Raw genomic sequence first — 19,332 nt, forward strand, 5'->3', positions numbered from 1 at the left:
GCCCCATGCCCGACCTCCTGCTCGAACTCCGCTCGGAAGAGATCCCCGCCCGCATGCAGCGGCGCGCGGCGGAGGATCTGAAGAAGCTCGTCACCGACGCCCTCGTGGCGCGCGGCTTCCTGTACGAGGGCGCCCGGGCGTTCTCGACGCCGCGCCGCTTGGCGCTCCACATTGCCGGCCTCCCCGCCCGGGGCGAGGCCGTGCGCGAGGAGCGCCGCGGCCCGCGGGTCGGCGCGCCCGAAGCGGCCGTCCAGGGCTTCCTGAAGGGCGCGGGCCTGACGAGCCTCGACCAGGCCACGACCGTCACCGACCCGAAGAAGGGCGAGTTCTACCTCGCGGTGATCGAGCGGCCCGGCCGCGAGACGCTCGACGTGCTCGCCGAACTCCTGCCCGAGATCGTCAAGAGCTTCCCCTGGCCGAAATCCATGCGCTGGGGCGCGGCCTCGGCCGAGCCGGGCTCGCTGCGCTGGGTGCGCCCCCTGCAGTCGATCGTCGCGACCTTCGGGCCCGAGACGGAGACGCCGGAGGTGGTCCCCGTCTCAGTCGCCGGGATCGCGGCCGGCACCGTGACCTACGGCCACCGCTTCCTCGCCCCAGAGGCGATCGAGGTGCGCCGGTTCGACGACTACATCCAGGCGCTGGAGCGCGCGAAGGTCATCCTCGACGCCGACCGGCGCAAGGACGTGGTCCTGCACGACGCCCGCGACCTCGCCTTCGCCCGCGGCCTCGACCTCGTGGAGGATGAGGGCCTGCTGGAGGAGGTGTCGGGCCTCGTGGAATGGCCGGTGGTGCTGATGGGCTCGTTCGACGCGTCGTTCCTCGACATCCCAGCCGAGGCGATCCGCGCGACCATCCGGGCGAACCAGAAGTGCTTCGTGCTGCGCAAGGGCGGCTCGGAGGACCTGGCGCCGGCCTTCATCTTGGTCTCGAACCTCGTCGCCACCGACGGTGGCCAAGCGATCACCGCCGGCAACGAGCGGGTGGTCCGGGCGCGCCTGTCCGACGCGAAGTTCTTCTGGGAGACCGACAAGGCGACCCGCCTGGAGGACCGGCTGCCCAAGCTCGACAGCATCGTCTTCCATGAGAAGCTCGGGACGCAGGGCGAGCGCATCGCCCGCATCGCCGCCTTGGCGAAGGACCTCGCGCCGCTGGTGGGGGCCGACCCGGCGCTCGCCGAGCGCGCCGCGCGCCTCGCCAAGGCCGACCTCGTCACAGAGATGGTCGGCGAGTTCCCCGAGCTTCAGGGGTTAATGGGCCGCAAATACGCGGCGCTCCAGGGCGAGCACGACAGCGTCTGCGCGGCCATCGAGGAGCACTACAAGCCGCTCGGCCCCTCCGACCGGGTGCCGACCGATCCGGTCTCCATCGCGGTGGCGCTCGCCGACAAGCTCGACACGCTCGCGGGCTTCTGGGCGATCGACGAGAAGCCCACGGGCAGCAAGGACCCGTTCGCCCTGCGCCGGGCGGCGCTGGGCGTGATCCGGCTGATCCTCGACCGCGGCCTGCGCCTGCGGCTGCTGGAGCAGGTCGGCGCTGCGGATCGCGGCCTCGCCGGGCGGGCTGGTGCCGACGCGCGGGATCTCCTCGGCTTCCTCGCTGACCGCCTGAAGGTCTATCTCCGCGATCAGGGCGCCCGCCACGACCTGATCGACGCCGTCTTCGCCCTCTCCGGCCAGGACGACCTGCTGATGGTCGTGCGCCGCGTCGAGGCGCTCGGCCAGTTCCTCGACACCGAGGACGGCAAGAACCTGCTCGCGGGCTACAAGCGTGCGGCCAACATCCTGCGGATCGAGGAGAAGAAGGACGGCCGCGCCTACGATTCCGCGCCGGACGCCGCTCTCGCCGCCGCGGGTGAGCCGGCCGAGCGCGCCCTGGCCGAGGCCCTGGCGAAGGCGCGGGAGACCGCCTCGGCGTCCATCGCCCGCGAGGATTTCGCCGGGGCGATGCAGGCGCTCTCGACGCTGCGCGCGCCGGTGGACGCGTTCTTCCAGGACGTGACCGTCAACGCGCCCGACGCGAAGCTCCGCGAGAACCGCTTGGCTCTGCTCAACGCGCTGCGCGCCGCGACGCGGGAAGTGGCTGAGTTCGCGAAGATCGAGGGGTGAGGCGCAGACCACCGCAGCCCCATCCTACCATCCTCCCCCTCATCCTGAGGTGCCGGAGCGTCGCGGAGGCCTCGAAGGAGGGCTCAGGGATCGCGGCGGCGTCTGGAGGACTCCTTCGAAGCTCGCTGCGCTCGCACCTCAGGATGAGGTGGTCTGATGGGAGAGCGGACCCACCGCCCTCACCCGTGATCGTGGCCGGCATGGTCGTCCGGCTCCGGCAGGGTCAGGCCGAAATGGCTCACCAGATCGCCCACCTGCCCGGGGCTCAGCTGCCGCGGGTTGAGGTTGCGCAGCAGCAGGTAGAGCTTGGCGGTCTCCTCCAACTCCTCGGTGGCGAAGACCGCGCCCTCCAAGCTGTCGCCGGCCACCACCGGGCCGTGATTGGCGAGCAGCACCGAACTGTACTTACCCGCGAGGCCCCGGATCGCGTCCGCCACGGCCGGGTCGCCCGGGCGATAGTATGGCACGAGCGCCGTGCCGCCGGTCCGCATCAGGTAGTAGGGCGTCAGCGGCGGCAGCACCTGCCTGGGGTCGACCTCCGGCAGCATCGAGACCGCCACCGCGTGGGTCGAGTGCAGGTGGACGATGGCCTTCGCCTCGTTCCGGCTCTCGTAGAGTGCGCTGTGCAGCGGGATCTCCTTGGTGGGCTTGTCGCCGGAGACTAGCCGCCCCGCATCGTCCAGCCGCGAGATCCGCGCCGGGTCGAGGAACCCGAGCGACGCGTTGGTCGGCGTCACCAGCCAGCCGCCGTCGGGCAGGCGCAGCGAGATGTTGCCGGACGAGCCCGGCGTCAGGCCGCGCTCGAACAGCGAGCGGCCGTAGCGGCAGATCTCCTCGCGCAGCCGGCTCTCGTCGCTCATGCGGTCGCTCCCTCGATCAGCTCGAATCCGAGATCGATTCTTCTCGGGCCTGCGCCGGTCAGGCAGGCGGCGGCCTGCCGGCCGATCTCCAGGCGCGGCGTGCGCACCGTCGACAGGGGCTGCGGCATCGCCGCCGCGAAGTCGAGCCCGTTGAAGCCGAACAGCGCGATCCGTCCCGGCACCGCCAGCCCCGTCGACAGGCAGGCGAAGTAGCCGCCGAGCGCCATGTCGTCGTTGGAGAAGTAGACCGCGTCGAGATCGGGCACGCGCGCCAGCAGCGCCTCCAGCCCGGCCCGGCCCGAGGCCGGCGAGGACGGTCCCGTCCGGATCTCCTTGCCGTGGAGCGCCAAACCCGCCTGCCCGAGCGCGGCCTCGAACCCGGCGAGCCGCTTGCCCGCGCGCAGGTCGACCGCGAGGTCGTGGCCGAGATAGCCGATCCGCCGGTACCCGCGCGCCACGAGGTGGCGGGCGCTCGCCGCCCCGACGGCGCGGTTGGAGAAGCCGACCACGGCGTCGATCCCCTCCCCGTCCGTGTCGATCATCTCGACCACGCGCACGCCCCCGGCCTTCGCCAGTGCGACGGTGCCGGGATTGTGCTCCAGCCCGGTGAGCAGCAGCGCCGCCGGCCGCCAGGACAGGAGCGCGGCGGCCAGCGCCTCCTCCCGGTCCGGGTCGTAGTCGCTCACTCCGATCACGCAGGGGATGCCGTCAGCGTCGAGGGCGGCGGTGAGGCCGCGCAGCAGGTCGGGGAAGACCACGTTGGCGAGCGACGGGATGACGACGCCCACGAGCCGCGCGCTCGCCCCCTGGCCGGCGAGGCTGCCGGCAAGGCGATTCGGCACGTAGCCGAGCCGGGCCACCGCCTCCGCCACCCGCTCGCCGGCGCGCTTGGAGTAGGAACCGTGGTTGCGCAGGACCCGCGAGACCGTGCTCTCGCCGACCCCGGCCTCGCGGGCGACGTCGGTGAGGGTGACGAGCCGCCCCGGCGGCTGGATGTCGTCCATGGCCCCGCTCTCCCGGCGCGGTTTTTTTCACGACGCCCGTCGAACCTCCCGGCGTCCTTCCCTCATCCTGAGACGACCGCGAAGCGGGCCCCGAAGAAGGCCTCCGCCACGCTGCAGCGCCTCGGCATAAGGCAGGAATGGGAAGACCGTCCGCGTCGATCCACGACTGACATAGCGGCCTGCATTATCTCGCACAACCGGATTGGCAGCGCTGCCAAAAGGAGATATGGCACCGCCCCAGCGCCGCCCGACGAGCGGTGAAGAGCAATGTCCGGCAGCCGTGCGGCCCGGACCAGGGAGTACGCCATGTCGGTTCAAGCCGCCCCGCTGGGGGGCGCCACCGCACCTGCGGACGAGAAGTCCTTCGCCGACCGCACCTACGCGAAGGTGTTCTGGCGCCTCGTGCCGTTCCTGATGCTCTGCTACGTCGTGGCATATCTCGACCGGGTGAATGTCGGCTTCGCCAAGCTCCAGATGTCCCAGGAGCTGAAATTCTCCGAGACGGTCTACGGCCTCGGCGCCGGCATCTTCTTCCTCGGCTACTTCCTGTTCGAGGTGCCCTCGAACGTGATCCTGCACCGGGTCGGCGCCCGGGTGTGGATCGCCCGGATCATGATCACCTGGGGGGTGATCTCCGGGGCGTTCCTGTTCGTGAACTCCGAGTGGAGCTTCTACGGGATGCGCTTCCTCCTCGGTCTCGCCGAGGCCGGGTTCTACCCGGGCGTCATCCTCTACACGACCTCGTGGTTCCCGGCCCATCGCCGGGCCCGGGTCATCGCCGTGTTCATGGCGGCGATCCCGATCTCCGGCATCTTCGGCAACCCGCTCTCCGGCTGGATCATGGACGCGTTCAACGGCGCCCACGGCCTGTCCGGCTGGCAGTGGATGTTCCTGATCGAGGCGGTGCCGGCGGTGCTGATCGGCCTCGCGGTGTTCTTCTACCTCGACAACCGCCCCGCCGAGGCCAAGTGGCTGACGGATTCCGAGAAGCAGCTCCTCGAGCGCGACATCGCGGCCGACAACCAGGGCAAGGAATCGAGCCCGCACTCCATCGCCACCGTGTTCCGCAACGGCCGCGTGTGGTTCATGAGCCTGATCTACTTCGCCTTCGTCACCGGCCAGTACGGGCTGACCTTCTGGATGCCGACGATCGTCAAGGCGTCGGGCGTGCAGGGCAACTTCAACATCGGCCTGATCAGCGCGATCCCGTTCGTGTGCGCGGCGATCGTGATGATCCTGCTCGGCCGCTCCGCCGACCGAATGCGCGAGCGGCGCTGGCACCTGATCATCCCGGCGCTGATCGGCGCGGTCGCCTTCGTGGTCTCGGCCAATGCCGGCTCGACGACGCTCGCCATCGCGGCGCTGTCGGTGGCGGCGGCCGGCGTGCTGACCTGCTCGCCCCTGTTCTGGTCGCTGCCCACGGCGTTCCTCAGCGGCGCGGGCGCGGCGGCCGGCATCGCGCTGATCAACTCGGTTGGGAACCTCGCGGGCTTCGTCAGCCCCTACGTGATCGGCGCCCTGCGGGATGCCACCGGCAGCACCGCCACGGGCCTCTACGCGCTCGCCGCCATGCTGGTGGTCGGCGCGGTCTGCGTGTTCGTGACGCCCGCCCGGATGGTCAACCGCTGACCTCTGATCCAGGCGCGACTTAGCCCCTCTCCCTCACGGGAGAGGGGACCCGCGCTTCGAGCGGCGACGCCGAGGCGCCCTTTCCCAGCTTCAGGAGCCGTCCCCGATGACCAACGCAACACCCCGCGCCGCGGTGATCGGCCTGGGCTCCATGGGCTCCGGGATGGCCGGCTCGCTCCTGCGGGCGGGCTTCGCGGTCTCCGCCTGCGACGTGAACCCGGAGGCGGTGGCGCGCTTCGCGACCGCCGGCGGCCGGGGCGCCGCGAACCCCGCCGAAGCGGCGCGGGACGCCGACGTGGTGGTGAGCGTGGTGGTCAACGCCGCCCAGACCGAGGCGGTCCTGTTCGGCGAGGACGGCGCCGCCGCCGCGATGCCGGAGGGCGCGGTGTTCGTCTCCTCCGCCACCATGGATCCGGCCGTCGCCCGGGCGCTGGCGGCGCGGTTGGAGGCCACCGGCCGCCACTACCTCGACGCCCCGATGAGCGGCGGCGCCGCCCGCGCGGCCGAGGGCGGCCTGACCTTCCTGGCCTCGGGCTCGGCGGCGGCCTTCGCGAAGGCGCGGCCCGCTCTCGATGCCATGGCGGGCACGCTCTACGAGCTCGGCGACGCGGCCGGCCAGGGCGCGGCCTTCAAGATGATCAACCAGCTGCTCGCGGGCGTGCACATCGCCGCCGCCTCGGAGGCGATGGCCTTCGCGGCCAAGCAGGGGCTCGACCTCCGGCGCGTCTACGAGGTGATCACCAAGTCGGCCGGCAATTCCTGGATGTTCGAGAACCGGGTGCCGCACATCCTCGACGCCGACTACAGCCCGAAGAGCGCGGTCGACATCTTCGTCAAGGATCTCGGCATCGTGCAGGACATGGCCCGCGCCGAGAAGTACCCGGTCCCGGTGGCGGCGGCGGCCCTGCAGATGTTCCTGATGGCGTCGGGCGCCGGCATGGGCCGGGACGACGACGCCTCGGTGGCGCGGCTCTATGCCCAGGTCTCGGGGGCGAAGCTGCCCGAGAAAGCTTGAGGGGACAGAACCATGCCGCGCTTCGCCGCCAACCTGAGCCTCATGTTCAACGAGGTGCCGTTCCTCGACCGGTTCGAGGCCGCCGCCAAGGCCGGGTTCGACGCCGTCGAGTTCCTGTTCCCCTACGAGCATGCGCCGGACGACATCGGCGCGCGGCTCCGGGCGAACGGCCTGACCCAGGCCCTGTTCAACCTGCCGCCGGGGGACTTCGCCCAGGGCGAGCGCGGGATCGCGGCCTTCCCCGAGCGGTTCGACGAGCTGAAGGCGGGGGTCGACACGGCGCTCCGCTACGCCGAGGCGACCGGCGTCGGCCGGCTCCACCTCATGGCGGGCCTCGCCCCGTGGGACGATCCCAGGGCGGTCGAATCCTACCGCCGGGCCGTGACCTGGACGGCGGAGCGGCTGGCGCCGGTCGGCCTCGACCTCGTCCTGGAGCCGATCAACGGCCGCAACATGCCGGGCTACTTCCTCAACGATTTCGGCCGCGCGGCCGACCTGATCCGCGAGCTCGCCCTGCCGAACCTGAAGCTCCAGTTCGACCTCTACCACTGCCAGATCCTGCACGGCGACGTGACCGTGCGGCTGCGCGCCCTGATGCCGCTCATCGGCCACGTCCAGACCGCGAGCGTGCCCGAGCGGCACGAGCCCGGGACCGGCGAGATGGCCGACTTCTTCCTGTTCGACGAGCTGGACCGGCTCGGCTACCGCGGCTTCGTCGGCTGCGAGTACATTCCGGCCGCCGACACCGTCGCGGGCCTCGGCTGGCTCGCCGCCTACAAGGGGAGCGCCCGATGAGCCTCGCGTTGGGATGCGTCGCCGACGACTACACGGGCGCCTCTGACCTCGCCAACACGCTGACCAAGGCGGGCCTGCGCACGATCCAGACCATCGGCGTGCCTGAGGACGGCCGGTCGCTGCCGGAGGCCGACGCGGTGGTGGTGGCCCTCAAGAGCCGCTCGATCCCCGCCGACCAGGCCGTGGCGCGCTCCCGCGAGGCGGAAGCTTGGCTGCGGGCCCGGGGCGCGGCCCACGTGATGTTCAAGGTCTGCTCGACCTTCGACTCCACCGATGCGGGCAATATCGGTCCCGTGATGGACGCCTTGCGGGCGGAGGCGGGCGAGACCGTCGCCCTCGTCACCCCGGCCTTCCCCGAGACCGGGCGGAGCGTCTACCAGGGCAACCTGTTCGTCGGCTCAGTGCCGCTGAACGAGAGCCCGCTCAAGGACCACCCGCTGAACCCGATGCGCGACGCCAACCTCGTGCGCGTGCTCGGGCGCCAGAGCGGCAGTCCCGTCGGCCTGATCGACACCGCCACGGTGGCGAAGGGCGCGGAGGCCGTGGCCGCCCGCCTCGACGCCCTCGCGCAGGAGGGCAAGGGCGCCGCCATCGCGGACGCGATCTTCGACAGCGACCTCGAGGTGCTCGGCCGGGCGATCGTCGGCCGCAAGTTCTCGGTGGGCGCGTCCGGCCTCGGCCTCGGCCTCGCCCGGGCGCTCGCGGCCGACGGGCGGGGAACCAAGGACGCCGCCGGCGCGGCCGTGGGCGAACCGGTGGGTGGCGCCTCCGCCTGCCTCGCCGGCAGCTGCTCGCAGGCGACCCTCCAGCAGGTCGCCGCCGCGGAAACGATCATGCCGGTGCTGCGCCTCGATCCGGCGCGGCTGCTCGCGGGCGACGACGTGGTGGCCGAGGCCCTGGCGTTCGCGGACAAGCACTTGGCCTCGGGCCCGGTACTGATCGCCACCTCGGCCCCGCCCGAGGCGGTGCGCGCGCTCCAGGCCGCCCACGGCGTCGACGCAGCCGGCCACGCCATCGAGGCGGCGCTGGCGGCGATCGCCGAGGGCCTCGTCGCCCGCGGGGTGCGCCGGCTCGTCGTCGCCGGCGGCGAGACCTCCGGCGCGGTGGTCGACCGGCTGGGCCTCACCGCCTTCCTGCTCGGGCCCGAGATCGCCGCGGGCGTGCCGGTGCTGCGCACGGCGGGCCGGCCCGAGCCGATGCTGCTCGCCCTCAAATCCGGCAATTTCGGCGGCGCCGACTTCTTCGGCCGCGCCCTCGACATGATGGCCTGACGCCACAACCCGACGGGAGGTTTTCCATGCACGCCCTGATACTCGGCGCCGCCGGCATGATCGGCCGCCGCCTCGTGGACGCCCTGGTGAAGGACGGCCGGGTCGGCGGTGTGCCGCTCACCGCCCTCACGCTCCTCGACGTGGTCCCGCCTTCAGCGCCCGAGGGCTTCTCCGGCCCGGTGCGGGCCGAGGCCGCCGACCTCACGGCGCCCGGCGCCGCCGAGGCCGCCATCGCCGAGCGGCCGGGGGTCATCTTCCACCTCGCCGCCGTGGTCTCCGGCGAGGCCGAGGCGAACCTCGAGCTGGGCTACCGGGTCAACCTCGACGGCACCCGCCTGCTCCTCGACGCGATCCGGGCGGCCAGCGCGGCGGACGGCTACCGGCCGAAGCTGGTCTTCACCTCCTCGCTCGCGGTGTTCGGGCCGCCCTTCCCCAAGGTCATCCCGGACGACCACATCCTGCGCCCCGCCTCCTCCTACGGGGTCCAGAAGGCCATGGGCGAGCTCATGCTCGCCGACTACGCGCGCCGCGGCTTCCTCGACGGGATCGGCCTGCGGCTGCCGACGATCTGCGTGCGGCCGGGCAAGCCCAACAAGGCGGCCTCGGGCTTCTTCTCGGGCATCATCCGCGAGCCGCTCGCCGGCCAGGAGGCGATCCTGCCGGTGCCCGACACGGTCCGGCACTGGTTCGCCAGCCCCGCGGCGGCGGTGGGCTTCCTCACGCACGCGGCCGGGCTCGACCTCGCGGCGATCGGCCCGCGGATCAGCCTGACCATGCCGGGCGTCTCGGCGACGGTGGCGGAGGAGATCGAGGCTCTGCGCCGCGCGGCGGGCGACAAGGCCGTGGCGCTGATCCGGCGCGAACCCGACGCCACCATCGCGCGGATCGTCGGCTCCTGGCCGGAGGCGTTCGAGCCGGAGGCCGCCCTGGCCCTGGGCTTCCGGGCGGATGAATCCTTCGACGCGATCGTGGCCCAGCACGTGGCCGAGTTCCACGGGGGCTGAAGCCTCAGGCGAGGGCGGAGCGGATGTCGGTCTGCGGGAAATCGTCGCCGACGTAGAGCAGCGGCACGCCGTGCACCTGTGCGCAGGCATAGGCGAAGCAGTCGCCGAGGTTCAGGCGCGCCGGGTGGCGGCCCTTGCCGTAGCGGGCATGGGCCGCAACGGCGATGCGGATTTCTGCAAGGCCGAGGGAGACCATCCCGATACCGATCGTCTCGCGGAAGCTGTTCACGAGTCTCTCGGCGGTCTCAGGCGGCAGCGACCGAATGCGAGCCACCGCCACGACAGCCTCGAACTGGGCGAGGGCGCTGGTCAGACGATGCGGAGCTTGGCGGAGACAATCTGCCACCCGTTCATATCCCTGCTCCTGGCACAGGATCGCCACCAGCGCCGACGCATCGATGAACATCAGTCCTCATAGAGGCTGTCGTAGAAGGTCTTGTCGGCCTTGAGGCCGGTCTTCGGGTAGGCGGCAAGGGCCTCCTGTATCGGGCGGATCTTCTCCAGAAATTCGGTCAGCGACTCTTCCCGCCGATCCAGCTCGTTCTGAAGCGCGATCCGCACCGCCTCGGTCTTGCTCACGCCGGCCCGCGATGCCAGCTTCTCGGCCAGCTGATTCACCACTTCGCTGCGGATGTTGAGCGGCACGATCGCCTCCGTGTAGACAGCTGAGGCTAGTGTCTACACATCCGCGCCGCAAGCCCGGTGCAGACACCCGATCAAGGATACCGATGACCCGCCTCGACGAGGCCCGCGCCGCGCTGAAGAAGACGTTCGGCTACGAGGATTTCCGCCCCGGCCAGGACGAGGTGATCGGCGCGGTGCTCGACGGGACCGACGTGTTCGCCGTGATGCCCACGGGCTCGGGCAAGTCGATGACCTACCAGCTCCCGGCCCTGGTCGATCCGGGGCTCACCGTGGTGGTCTCGCCGCTGATCGCGCTGATGCACGATCAGGTGCAGCAGATGCGCAGCGTCGGCATCCGCGCCGCGACCCTGAACTCCACGGTCGGGGAATCCGAGTCCCGCGAGACGTGGCGCGCCCTGCGCTCCGGCGACCTGCGGCTGCTGTTCGTCTCCCCCGAGCGCCTGCTGATGGACGGCTGCATGGACGCCCTGCGCGGCGCCGGCGTCCGGCGGCTCGCCGTCGACGAGGCCCACTGTGTCTCGCAGTGGGGCCACGATTTCCGGCCGGAGTACCGCGAGATCGCCCGCGCCCGGACGGCGCTGGGCAACGTCCAGACCCTGGCGCTCACCGCCACCGCCGACGCCGCGACCCGCGCCGAGATCGCCGAGCGCCTGTTCCCGCAGGACCGGCCCCCGAAGATCTTCGTCCACTCCTTCGACCGGCCGAACATCCGGCTGACCTTCCAGCCCAAGGACAACCCGGCCCGGCAGATCGAGCGGTTCCTGAAGCACCGGCGCGCGGAGAGCGGGATCATCTACTGCTCGTCGCGCAAGCGCACCGAGCAGCTGGCCGAAACCCTCCGGAAGGACGGGTTCGACGCCCTGCCCTACCATGCCGGCCTCGACCAAGCGACGCGGATGGCGAACCAGGACCGGTTCCTGCAGGAGGACGGGGTGGTGATGACCGCCACCGTCGCCTTCGGCATGGGCATCAACAAGCCGGACGTGCGCTTCGTCTGCCACGCCGACATGCCCAACAACGTCGAGGGCTACTATCAGGAGATCGGCCGCGCCGGCCGCGACGGGCTGCCCGCCGACACCCTGACCCTCTACGGCCTCGACGACATGGCGCTCCGCCGCCGCCAGATCGACGAGAAGGAGATCTCGGACGACCGCCGCCGGGTCGAGCGGCGCAAGCTCGAGGCGATGATCACCCTGTGCGAGGGCGCCACCTGCCGCCGCCAGTCGCTGCTCGCCTATTTCGGCGAGTCGAGCGGTGCTTGCGGCCGCTGCGACCTGTGCCGCGGCGGCGTCACCCTCGTGGACGGGACGGTCCCGGCCCAGAAGATCCTGTCGGCGATCGTGCGCACCGGCCAGCGCTTCGGCGCGGCCTATATCTGCGACGTGGTCCACGGGAAGGAGAGCGACCAGATCCGCCGCAACGGCCACGCGAGCCTCAAGACCTTCGGGGTCGGGGCGGACAAGCCGGTGGCGGCGTGGCGGGCGATCCTGCGCCAGCTCTTCGCCGCCGGGGCGATCGCCGAGAACGCCGACGGCTACGGCGGCCTGTCCATGACCGAGAAGGGCGAGGCGATCCTGTTCGGCCGGGAGCCGGTCCAGCTCCGCCCCGATCCGGAGCCGAAGACCGAGTCCCGCGAGCGCCGCCGGGCCGCCGCCCGCGAGGACGGCGAGATCGCCCTCTCGGAGACCGACGAGGCGCTGTTCCAGCACCTGCGCGGCCTGCGTGCCACGCTCGCCCGGGCCGAGGGCATCGCGGCCTTCATGGTCTTCCCGGACCGGACCCTCATCGAGATGGCCCGTCAGAAGCCCGTCGATCTCTGGGCGCTGCGCACCGTCCACGGGGTCGGCGAGCGCAAGCGCGAGGCCTACGGCGACAGGTTCGTGGCCGCGATCGCCGATTTTCTGGCCCATCCGCCAGCGGCGTGACCGGCACCCATACACGGCCAGCAGGGCCGGCGTATTGCAACGCGGTGGCGGAACGCACTAATCCGTCACCGTCGCCGCGCGCGGCCCGGTTCGGGTCGCGCATCGGGTCGAGGGCCCTGCCGGGGCTCCCGGACCGCCCTCGTCGAGACCGCCCATGTTCCGCAACGACGTTCCGATCACCCCCGAGCTCGTGGCCCAGCACGGCCTGACGCCGGACGAGTACGAGCGCTTCCGCGGCCTGATCGGGCGCGACCCGACGCTGACCGAGCTCGGCATCGTCTCGGCCATGTGGAACGAGCACTGTTCCTACAAGTCCTCCCGCAAGCACCTGCGCGGGCTGCCGACCTCGGCGCCGTGGGTGATCCAGGGGCCGGGCGAGAACGCGGGCGTCATCGACATCGGCGACGGCCACGCCTGCGTCTTCAAGATGGAGAGCCACAACCACCCGAGCTACATCGAGCCCTACCAGGGCGCGGCGACCGGCGTGGGCGGCATCCTGCGCGACGTCTTCACCATGGGCGCGCGGCCGATCGCGGCGCTCAACGCCCTGCGCTTCGGCTCCCCCGACCACCCGCGCACCCGCAGCCTCGTCTCGGGCGTGGTCGCGGGCGTCGGCGGCTACGGCAACTCCTTCGGCGTGCCGACGGTCGGCGGCCTGACCGGCTTCCACAAGCGCTACGACGGCAACATCCTGGTCAACGCCATGGCGGTGGGGCTCGCCCGCACCGACGGCATCTTCTACGCGGCCGCCGCCGGCGTCGGGAACCCGATCGTCTATCTCGGCTCCAAGACCGGCCGCGACGGCATCCACGGCGCCACCATGGCGTCGGCCGAGTTCGACGAGGAATCCGAGTCGAAGCGCCCGACCGTGCAGGTCGGCGACCCCTTCGCCGAGAAGCTGCTGCTGGAGGCCTGCCTGGAGCTGATGGCCTCGGGCGCGGTCATCGCCATCCAGGACATGGGCGCGGCCGGCCTCACCTGCTCGGCGGTCGAGATGGGCGCCAAGGGCGACCTCGGCGTCGAGCTCGACATCGACAAGGTGCCGGCCCGCGAGGAGGGCATGACGCCTTACGAGATGATGCTCTCGGAGAGCCAGGAGCGCATGCTCATGGTGCTCAAGCCCGGCATGGAGGCCGAGGCCGAAGCCATCTTCGTGAAGTGGGGGCTCGACTTCGCGGTCATCGGCCGGACCACCGACACGCTGCGCTTCGTGATCAAATGGCACGGTGAGACCGTGGCCAACCTGCCGATCAAGGAACTGGGCGACGAGGCCCCGCTCTACGACCGGCCGCACCTCGCCAACACGCACCAGCCGGTGATCGCGGCCGCCGATGTGGCGGCCCCGGCCTCGCTCACCGACGCGCTGAAGCGCCTCGTCGGCTCACCCGACCTCGCCTCGAAGCGCTGGGTGTTCGAGCAGTACGACCACTTCATCCTCGGCAACACCGTCCAGAAGCCCGGCGGCGACGCCGCCATCGTGCGGGTCGAGGACGGGCCGAAGGGGCTGGCGCTCACCTGCGACGTGACCCCGCGCTACTGCGAGGCCGACCCGGTCGAGGGCGGCCGGCAGGCCGTGGCCGAGGCGTGGCGCAATATCACGGCGGTCGGCGCCAAGCCGCTCGCCATCACCGACAACCTGAACTTCGGCAACCCCGAGAAGCCCGAGGTGATGGGCCAGCTCGTCGGCTGCCTCCAGGGCATCGGCGAGGCCTGCCGGGCGCTCGACTTCCCGGTCGTGTCGGGCAACGTCTCGCTCTACAACGAGACCAACGGCGTCGGCATCCTGCCGACCCCGACCATCGGCGGCGTCGGCGTGCTGGACGACGTGGCGCGCCACGCGACCATCGCCCTGAAGCGCGAAGGCGACGTGCTGGTGCTGATCGGGGACAGCGAGGGCTGGCTCGGTCAGTCGGCCTACCTGTCGGTGATCGAGGGCCGCGAGGAGGGGGCGCCGCCCCCAGTCGACCTCGCCCTGGAGCGCCGCAACGGCGACTTCGTCCGCGGCCTGATCCAGGCCGGCACCGTCGACACGGTCCACGACCTCGCGGATGGCGGCCTCGCCGTCGCGCTCGCCGAGATGGCCATGGCGGGCCGGATCGGCGCGGCGCTCTCCGACGTGCCGGTGGACCTGCCGGCCCACGCCTACCTCTTCGGCGAGGATCAAGGCCGCTACCTGCTGGCGGTGCGGCCGGAGGCGGCGACCGACCTCCTCGCGGCCGCCGCGGCACAGGGCGTGGCCGCGGCCTCGGTCGGCGTCGCGGGCTCCGACCGTTTGACCCTGCCGGGCGGCGAGACCATATCGCTCGCCGACCTGGATGCGGCGCACGAGGGCTGGCTGCCCGACTACATGGCGAGCCAGCCGGCCGCGCCGGCCGCCTGAGCCCCGTTCTGACGAGGAGTTTCCCGATGCCGATGGATGCGGGCGAGATCGAGCGCATGATCCGCGAGGCCCTGCCGGACGCGCAGGTGGAGATCCGCGACCTCGCGGGCGACGGCGACCACTACGCCGCCACCGTCCTGTCGGCGGCCTTCAAGGGCAAGACCCGGGTCGCGCAGCACCAGATGGTCTACGGCGCCCTCCAGGGCCGGATGGGCGGCGTGCTCCACGCCCTTGCGCTGACCACGGGCGTCCCGCAGGATTGAGCCTTCTGGCGGGAGCGCTCCCGATGGATCGACCGGGTCTCTACGACGACGACATCGTGACCTGGGCCGAGGAGCAGGCGGCGGCCCTGCGCGCGCTGGCCGAACGACCTGAGCTGTCGAACGCGGTCGATTGGGAGAACGTTGCCGAGGAGATCGAAAGCGTTGGGCGTTCGCATCTGCGGGCCGTCGAAGGTCTGCTGATCCAGACGCTCGCCCACCTCCTCAAGCGCGCATCCGCCCCGCTCGCACCGGCCAGCCTGCACTGGCGGGAGGAGATCGCGACCTTCCAGATCACCGCCCGGAACACCTACGAAGCGTCGATGCGGCAAAGGCTGAACTGGAACAGGATTTGGAAATCGGCCGTCACGGCGGCCGAGGCTGGTCTTAGCGCCTATGGGAACGCACTGCTCCCGGGGCTGCCGGAGGCCTGCCCGTTCCGTCCTGAGGATCTGCTGACCGAGACTTTCGACATAGAGCGCGCACTTCGTACGATCGCCGCGTCGGTTGCGCGCCGCTGATTCAGGCCTCACATACAAGCGATAAGCAAGGACAGAGCGATGACCGACGTCAACACGACCATCCAGAACGAGATCGCCTCCCAGGACGTGGTGGTGTTCATGAAGGGCACGCCGCAGATGCCGCAATGCGGCTTCTCGGGGCAGGTGGTGCAGATCCTCAACTACCTCGGCGTGCCGTTCAAGGGCGTGAACGTCCTGGCCGACCAGGAGATCCGCGAGGGCATCAAGGCCTTCTCGAACTGGCCGACCATCCCGCAGATCTACGTGAAGGGCGAGTTCGTCGGCGGCTGCGACATCACTCGCGAGATGTTCCAGTCGGGCGAGCTGCAGACCTTCCTGTCCGAGAAGGGCGTGCCGGTGAAGACCGCCGCCGCCTGATTTTTTCAGGGACTCGGCACGTCGGATGAGGGCGCCCGCGGGCGCCCTTTTTCGTGCCCGTCTTTGCGAGCGGAGCGAAGCAATCCAGGGCAGCGCGATCTCGGCGGGCGTGGCGCCGCTGGATTGCTTCGCTGCGCTCGCAAAGACGGCGAATGGATCAGCGCGGCTCCCGCGCGACGAACAGCGCCACGCAGCCGACGACCGTGATCTCGACCGACCTGAAGCGCCGGTCCAGCGCCGCGCGCAGGTCCGGCAGGGTGTCGGCGGCGTTCGAGAACACCCCCTTGCGGTTGTAGACCCGCATCAGCGCCCGCGCCGCGCCCGTGGTCGGGACGCCGCCCGCGAGGATCGTGGCGCCGAACACCACGCCGTCGTCGGCTAGGCAGGGCCGCACCGTGTCGAAGGCCTTGGTCTTCGCGGCGATGTCGCCCGGCAGGCAGTGCAGCAGGTAGGTCATCCCGATCGAGTCGAACGGCGCGATGCCGGTGGCCGGGGCGCCGAGCACGTCGACCCGGTAGGTCTCGGGCCGGTAGCGCGCGATCCGGTCGGCCGCGAAGGCGAGGCTGTCGGCGTTGAGGTCCATCAGGCCGACCCGCGGCGCGGGCGCCGGGAACCGGCATCGGTCGAGGTACCAGCCGGTCCCGACCCCGACGTCGAGATGCGCGAGGCCCGCGTGCCGGTCGTAGAGATCCAGGATCCGCGCCGTGGGGCAGCGCCAGATCAGCGGGTTCGACAGGCGCAGCACGACGAGGTCGTAGATCTGCAGCGTCCGCGGATTGTAGATCGCCTGCCCGGCTCGGGTGTCGGTCGCCATGGCTCTCCGTCAGGGCCCCTGTGGGCGGCACGCATTCGCCTTCGCTGCCGCGATCGCGTATATCAGACCCTTTCCAACGTATGGATCGTTTGAACGCCATGGCGACGCCGTCGCTCGACAGCGCCCGCGCGGCCGATGCCGCGATCGAGAAGGCGCCGGATCTCCTCCCCGAGGCGCTGCCCGGCCGCCGCCCCTCGCTGGTCGGCCTGACCCGCGACGCCCTCAAGGCGCAGCTCATCGGCATGGGCGTGCCCGAGCGCGAGAGCCGGATGCGCGCCGGCCAGGTCTGGCACTGGGTCAATTTCCGCGGGGCGTCCGACTTCGCCGAGATGACCAATGTCGGCAAGGCGCTGAAGGCGCAGCTCGCCGAGCACTTCACCCTGGAGCGGCCGGAGGTGGCGAGCCGGCAGGTCTCGCGCGACGGCACCCGCAAGTGGCTCCTGCGCATGGCGCCGACCAACCGGCAGGAGCACAACCGCGGCGCCGAGATCGAGTGCGTCTACATTCCGGGGCCCGACCGCGGCACGCTGTGCGTGTCCTCCCAGGTCGGCTGCACGCTGACCTGCTCGTTCTGCCACACCGGCACGCAGCGCCTCGTGCGCAACCTCTCGGCGGCCGAGATCGTGCAGCAGCTCGTCACCGCCCGGGATGAGCTCGGCGACTGGCCCGGCCAGATGCCGAGCCGCGACGCCGGCGGCTCCGGCGAGGTCGGCCGGCTCGTGACCAACATCGTGTTCATGGGCATGGGCGAGCCCCTCTACAACCTCGACGCCGTGGTCGACGCTGTCGGGGTGATGTCGGACCAGGAGGGGCTCGCCCTGTCCCGCCGCCGGATCACGGTCTCGACGTCGGGGGTCGTGCCGCAGATCCCGCGGCTCGGCGAGCAGGCCAACGCCATGCTGGCGATCTCGCTCCACGCCGTGCGCGACGACCTGCGCGACGAGCTGGTGCCGCTCAACCGGAAATACCCGATCGCCGAGCTGCTCGCGGCCTGCCGGGCCTATCCGGGCCTGAGCAACGCCCGCCGGATCACCTTCGAGTACGTGATGCTGAAGGGCGTCAACGATTCGGACGCGGACGCGCGGGAGCTGGTGCGCCTGCTCAAGGGCATACCGGCCAAGATCAACCTGATCCCGTTCAACCCCTGGCCGGGCAGCCGCTACGAGTGCTCGGACTGGGACCGGATCGAGCGCTTCTCCGAGATCGTGTTCAACGCCGGCTACGCCTCGCCGGTGCGTACGCCCCGCGGCCGGGATATCCTGGCGGCCTGCGGCCAGCTCAAGAGCGAGACCGAGAAGCTGCGCGCCCGCGCCCGGCTGATGCAGGAGGAGGGCATCGGCGTGGAGAGTTTCTACGCTGGCGCCGACGACTGACACCCGTCTTTGCGAGCGCAGCGAAGCAATCCAGAGTAGCGCCACGCGCACAGATGGCGCGCGGCCCTGGGTCGCTTCGCTGCGCTCGCGATGACGAGGTGGCTCACGCCGCAAACCGCCGCTCCTCCGCACGGCGAAGCGGCATCTCCGCGGCCCCGACCCATTCCGTGCGGTGCCGCGGCAGGGCCTCCGGGTGCTCGGCCTGGAGCCACGTGATCATCGCCTCGCGGACCACGCAGCGCAGGTCCCAGGCCTGGGGCGCGTTGCGGGCGCTCACCAGCATTCGGATCTCGATCGTCGATTCCTTCGCGTCCGAGACCTGGAGGTTCACCACCTTGCCGTCCCACAGGGGCGTGGCCCCGGCGATCTCGGCGAGCTTCTCGCGCATCGCTGCCACCGGCGCCCGGTGGTCGACGTAGACGAACACGCTGCCGATCAGCGAGGCGCCGTCGCGGGTCCAGTTCTGGAACGGCTTCTGGATGAAGTAGGTCAGCGGCAGGACCAGCCGGCGCCAGTCCCAGAGGCGGACCACCACGTAGGTCGCGGTGATCTCCTCGACCCAGCCCCACTCGTTCTCGACGATGATCGCGTCCTCGATCCGGATCGGCTGCGTGATGGCGATCTGGATACCGGCCACGAGATTCGACAGGACCGGCTGCATGGCGAGACCGAGGACGAGGCCCGCCGCGCCCGCCGAGGCGAGCAGGCTGACGCCGTACTGGCGCACCGGCTCGAAGGTCATCAGCGCCACCGACAGGGTGACGAGCGCAACCAGCGTCACGCCGGCCCGCTCCAGGATGCGCATCTGCGTGAAGTGCTTGCGCGCCAGGAGGTTGTCCTCGGCGTCGAGCTTGAACCGCCGCAGGTAGATCACCGTGGCGATGTGGAGCGCGGTGGCGCAGCACCAGCCGGTCAGCGTCACGAAGGCCACCAGCAGGATCTGGTTGAGGGCGATCCGCACCTCCCAGGACAGGTGCACGGTGGTCGAAGCGAGGCTGATCGCCACCACGATCAGACCGAGGCGGCTCGGCCCGCGGGTACGCGACACCAGCGAGCGCCAGAACAGGCTCTTGGTCGCGACCGCCCGCTTCATCGCCCGGTAGACGATCCCGTGCAGGGGCATCACCACGGCGCAGCAGGCGACGATGAGGATCAGGCTCTCGGCCCACCACGGCAGGTAGGCCAGCGCGCGAGCTGCGGAGCCGGCGAGCGCGTCGAGGTCCGGCATCGGGCATCGCTCCACGGGTTCCGAACGGGACCTGTGGGAATGGGTGGGCGCTCGCGGCGGTTCCGCAGCGCACCATGTGCCTGCCGCAACGCAGCAGCCCGGCCCGGCGGGTTGCGCCTCCGTGC

Annotated in this window: 18 protein-coding genes; 12 read left to right on the forward strand and 6 right to left on the reverse strand. The window is 71.2% G+C overall.

What is annotated here, in order from left to right:
• The first annotated feature begins 5 nt into the window (after positions 1-5).
• Positions 6-2,105: a glycine--tRNA ligase subunit beta gene (glyS, locus tag BM314_RS20035; RefSeq protein ID WP_091979787.1), complete on the forward strand. Its 2,100-nt coding sequence runs from the start codon at positions 6-8 to the stop codon at positions 2,103-2,105.
• A gap of 179 nt (positions 2,106-2,284) precedes the next feature.
• Here the strand turns inward: glyS and BM314_RS20040 are convergent, their stop codons facing one another.
• Both BM314_RS20040 and BM314_RS20045 read right to left on the reverse strand, forming a co-directional pair.
• On the reverse strand, positions 2,285-2,965 hold the full coding sequence (locus BM314_RS20040; RefSeq protein ID WP_091979790.1) for a 3-oxo-tetronate 4-phosphate decarboxylase: 681 nt from the start codon (positions 2,963-2,965) through the stop codon (positions 2,285-2,287).
• A complete protein-coding gene (locus BM314_RS20045) occupies positions 2,962-3,969 on the reverse strand; it encodes a LacI family DNA-binding transcriptional regulator (RefSeq protein WP_091979792.1) in 1,008 nt (335 codons plus the stop codon). The genes BM314_RS20040 and BM314_RS20045 overlap by 4 nt, the downstream gene beginning before the upstream one ends.
• A gap of 306 nt (positions 3,970-4,275) precedes the next feature.
• Here BM314_RS20045 and BM314_RS20050 point away from each other — a divergent pair, with 306 nt between their 5' ends.
• The 5 genes from BM314_RS20050 to denD all read left to right on the forward strand — a co-directional run bounded on the left by BM314_RS20050 (position 4,276) and on the right by denD (position 9,683).
• Positions 4,276-5,598 carry an MFS transporter gene (locus BM314_RS20050; protein WP_091927285.1) on the forward strand — a complete coding sequence of 441 codons (1,323 nt, stop codon included), beginning with the start codon at positions 4,276-4,278 and terminating at the stop codon, positions 5,596-5,598.
• Between the two features lie 106 nt (positions 5,599-5,704).
• Complete coding sequence (gene ltnD / locus BM314_RS20055) at positions 5,705-6,613, forward strand: L-threonate dehydrogenase (protein WP_020092463.1); 909 nt, start codon at positions 5,705-5,707, stop codon at positions 6,611-6,613.
• Positions 6,614-6,625: 12 nt separating this feature from the next.
• On the forward strand, positions 6,626-7,408 hold the full coding sequence (gene otnI / locus BM314_RS20060) for a 2-oxo-tetronate isomerase (protein ID WP_091979794.1): 783 nt from the start codon (positions 6,626-6,628) through the stop codon (positions 7,406-7,408).
• Entirely contained in the window at positions 7,405-8,679 is a 1,275-nt protein-coding gene (gene otnK / locus BM314_RS20065) for a 3-oxo-tetronate kinase (RefSeq protein ID WP_091979796.1), read from the forward strand. Before otnI ends, otnK begins: the two co-directional genes overlap by 4 nt.
• Positions 8,680-8,705: 26 nt before the next feature.
• Complete coding sequence (gene denD / locus BM314_RS20070) at positions 8,706-9,683, forward strand: D-erythronate dehydrogenase (protein WP_091979798.1); 978 nt, start codon at positions 8,706-8,708, stop codon at positions 9,681-9,683.
• Positions 9,684-9,687: 4 nt separating this feature from the next.
• Here denD and BM314_RS20075 read toward each other — a convergent pair whose 3' ends face one another.
• Positions 9,688-10,089, reverse strand: a complete 402-nt coding sequence (locus tag BM314_RS20075; protein WP_091979800.1) for a type II toxin-antitoxin system VapC family toxin — start codon at positions 10,087-10,089, stop codon at positions 9,688-9,690.
• Positions 10,089-10,328 carry a type II toxin-antitoxin system VapB family antitoxin gene (locus BM314_RS20080; protein ID WP_056523518.1) on the reverse strand — a complete coding sequence of 80 codons (240 nt, stop codon included), beginning with the start codon at positions 10,326-10,328 and terminating at the stop codon, positions 10,089-10,091. Before BM314_RS20080 ends, BM314_RS20075 begins: the two co-directional genes overlap by 1 nt.
• Positions 10,329-10,411: 83 nt before the next feature.
• Between BM314_RS20080 and recQ the strand changes: the two genes are divergently transcribed.
• From recQ to grxD, 5 genes are all read left to right on the forward strand, one after another.
• Complete coding sequence (recQ, locus tag BM314_RS20085; RefSeq protein ID WP_091927279.1) at positions 10,412-12,253, forward strand: DNA helicase RecQ; 1,842 nt, start codon at positions 10,412-10,414, stop codon at positions 12,251-12,253.
• Between the two features lie 154 nt (positions 12,254-12,407).
• Entirely contained in the window at positions 12,408-14,633 is a 2,226-nt protein-coding gene (gene purL, locus BM314_RS20090) for a phosphoribosylformylglycinamidine synthase subunit PurL (RefSeq protein ID WP_091979803.1), read from the forward strand.
• 26 nt (positions 14,634-14,659) lie between these two features.
• A complete protein-coding gene (locus BM314_RS20095) occupies positions 14,660-14,896 on the forward strand; it encodes a BolA family protein (RefSeq protein WP_007568343.1) in 237 nt (78 codons plus the stop codon).
• Between the two features lie 23 nt (positions 14,897-14,919).
• Positions 14,920-15,414 (forward strand): DUF29 domain-containing protein, encoded by a 495-nt coding sequence (locus BM314_RS20100; protein ID WP_091979805.1) that lies wholly within the window; start codon positions 14,920-14,922, stop codon positions 15,412-15,414.
• Between the two features lie 39 nt (positions 15,415-15,453).
• Entirely contained in the window at positions 15,454-15,792 is a 339-nt protein-coding gene (gene grxD, locus BM314_RS20105; RefSeq protein ID WP_012318124.1) for a Grx4 family monothiol glutaredoxin, read from the forward strand.
• A gap of 157 nt (positions 15,793-15,949) precedes the next feature.
• Here grxD and BM314_RS20110 read toward each other — a convergent pair whose 3' ends face one another.
• Positions 15,950-16,606 carry a class I SAM-dependent methyltransferase gene (locus tag BM314_RS20110; RefSeq protein WP_091979807.1) on the reverse strand — a complete coding sequence of 219 codons (657 nt, stop codon included), beginning with the start codon at positions 16,604-16,606 and terminating at the stop codon, positions 15,950-15,952.
• 98 nt (positions 16,607-16,704) lie between these two features.
• Between BM314_RS20110 and rlmN the strand changes: the two genes are divergently transcribed.
• The gene (gene rlmN, locus BM314_RS20115) at positions 16,705-17,979 is read left to right on the forward strand and encodes a dual-specificity RNA methyltransferase RlmN (RefSeq protein ID WP_056523509.1); all 1,275 of its coding nucleotides are present in this window, start codon (positions 16,705-16,707) and stop codon (positions 17,977-17,979) included.
• A 103-nt stretch (positions 17,980-18,082) separates the two neighbouring features.
• On the opposite strand, the gene BM314_RS20120 is transcribed toward rlmN, so the two are convergent.
• Positions 18,083-19,207, reverse strand: a complete 1,125-nt coding sequence (locus BM314_RS20120; protein WP_091979809.1) for a mechanosensitive ion channel family protein — start codon at positions 19,205-19,207, stop codon at positions 18,083-18,085.
• Positions 19,208-19,332 lie beyond the last annotated feature (125 nt).

The sequence above is a fragment of the Methylobacterium sp. 13MFTsu3.1M2 genome, from assembly GCF_900112625.1.
Taxonomy (GTDB): domain Bacteria; phylum Pseudomonadota; class Alphaproteobacteria; order Rhizobiales; family Beijerinckiaceae; genus Methylobacterium.

Excerpts from the sequence above, each read along its gene's own strand:
- otnK (WP_091979796.1), top strand. The coding sequence starts at position 7,405 with ATGAGCCTCGCGTTGGGATGCGTCGCCGACGACTACACGGGCGCCTCT.
- ltnD (WP_020092463.1), top strand. The coding sequence starts at position 5,705 with ATGACCAACGCAACACCCCGCGCCGCGGTGATCGGCCTGGGCTCCATG.
- BM314_RS20050 (WP_091927285.1), top strand. The coding sequence starts at position 4,276 with ATGTCGGTTCAAGCCGCCCCGCTGGGGGGCGCCACCGCACCTGCGGAC.
- denD (WP_091979798.1), top strand. The coding sequence starts at position 8,706 with ATGCACGCCCTGATACTCGGCGCCGCCGGCATGATCGGCCGCCGCCTC.
- BM314_RS20100 (WP_091979805.1), top strand. The coding sequence starts at position 14,920 with ATGGATCGACCGGGTCTCTACGACGACGACATCGTGACCTGGGCCGAG.
- BM314_RS20045 (WP_091979792.1), bottom strand. The coding sequence starts at position 3,969 with ATGGACGACATCCAGCCGCCGGGGCGGCTCGTCACCCTCACCGACGTC.
- BM314_RS20040 (WP_091979790.1), bottom strand. The coding sequence starts at position 2,965 with ATGAGCGACGAGAGCCGGCTGCGCGAGGAGATCTGCCGCTACGGCCGC.
- otnI (WP_091979794.1), top strand. The coding sequence starts at position 6,626 with ATGCCGCGCTTCGCCGCCAACCTGAGCCTCATGTTCAACGAGGTGCCG.
- recQ (WP_091927279.1), top strand. The coding sequence starts at position 10,412 with ATGACCCGCCTCGACGAGGCCCGCGCCGCGCTGAAGAAGACGTTCGGC.
- purL (WP_091979803.1), top strand. The coding sequence starts at position 12,408 with ATGTTCCGCAACGACGTTCCGATCACCCCCGAGCTCGTGGCCCAGCAC.
- BM314_RS20110 (WP_091979807.1), bottom strand. The coding sequence starts at position 16,606 with ATGGCGACCGACACCCGAGCCGGGCAGGCGATCTACAATCCGCGGACG.
- glyS (WP_091979787.1), top strand. The coding sequence starts at position 6 with ATGCCCGACCTCCTGCTCGAACTCCGCTCGGAAGAGATCCCCGCCCGC.
- BM314_RS20075 (WP_091979800.1), bottom strand. The coding sequence starts at position 10,089 with ATGTTCATCGATGCGTCGGCGCTGGTGGCGATCCTGTGCCAGGAGCAG.
- BM314_RS20120 (WP_091979809.1), bottom strand. The coding sequence starts at position 19,207 with ATGCCGGACCTCGACGCGCTCGCCGGCTCCGCAGCTCGCGCGCTGGCC.
- grxD (WP_012318124.1), top strand. The coding sequence starts at position 15,454 with ATGACCGACGTCAACACGACCATCCAGAACGAGATCGCCTCCCAGGAC.
- rlmN (WP_056523509.1), top strand. The coding sequence starts at position 16,705 with ATGGCGACGCCGTCGCTCGACAGCGCCCGCGCGGCCGATGCCGCGATC.
- BM314_RS20095 (WP_007568343.1), top strand. The coding sequence starts at position 14,660 with ATGCCGATGGATGCGGGCGAGATCGAGCGCATGATCCGCGAGGCCCTG.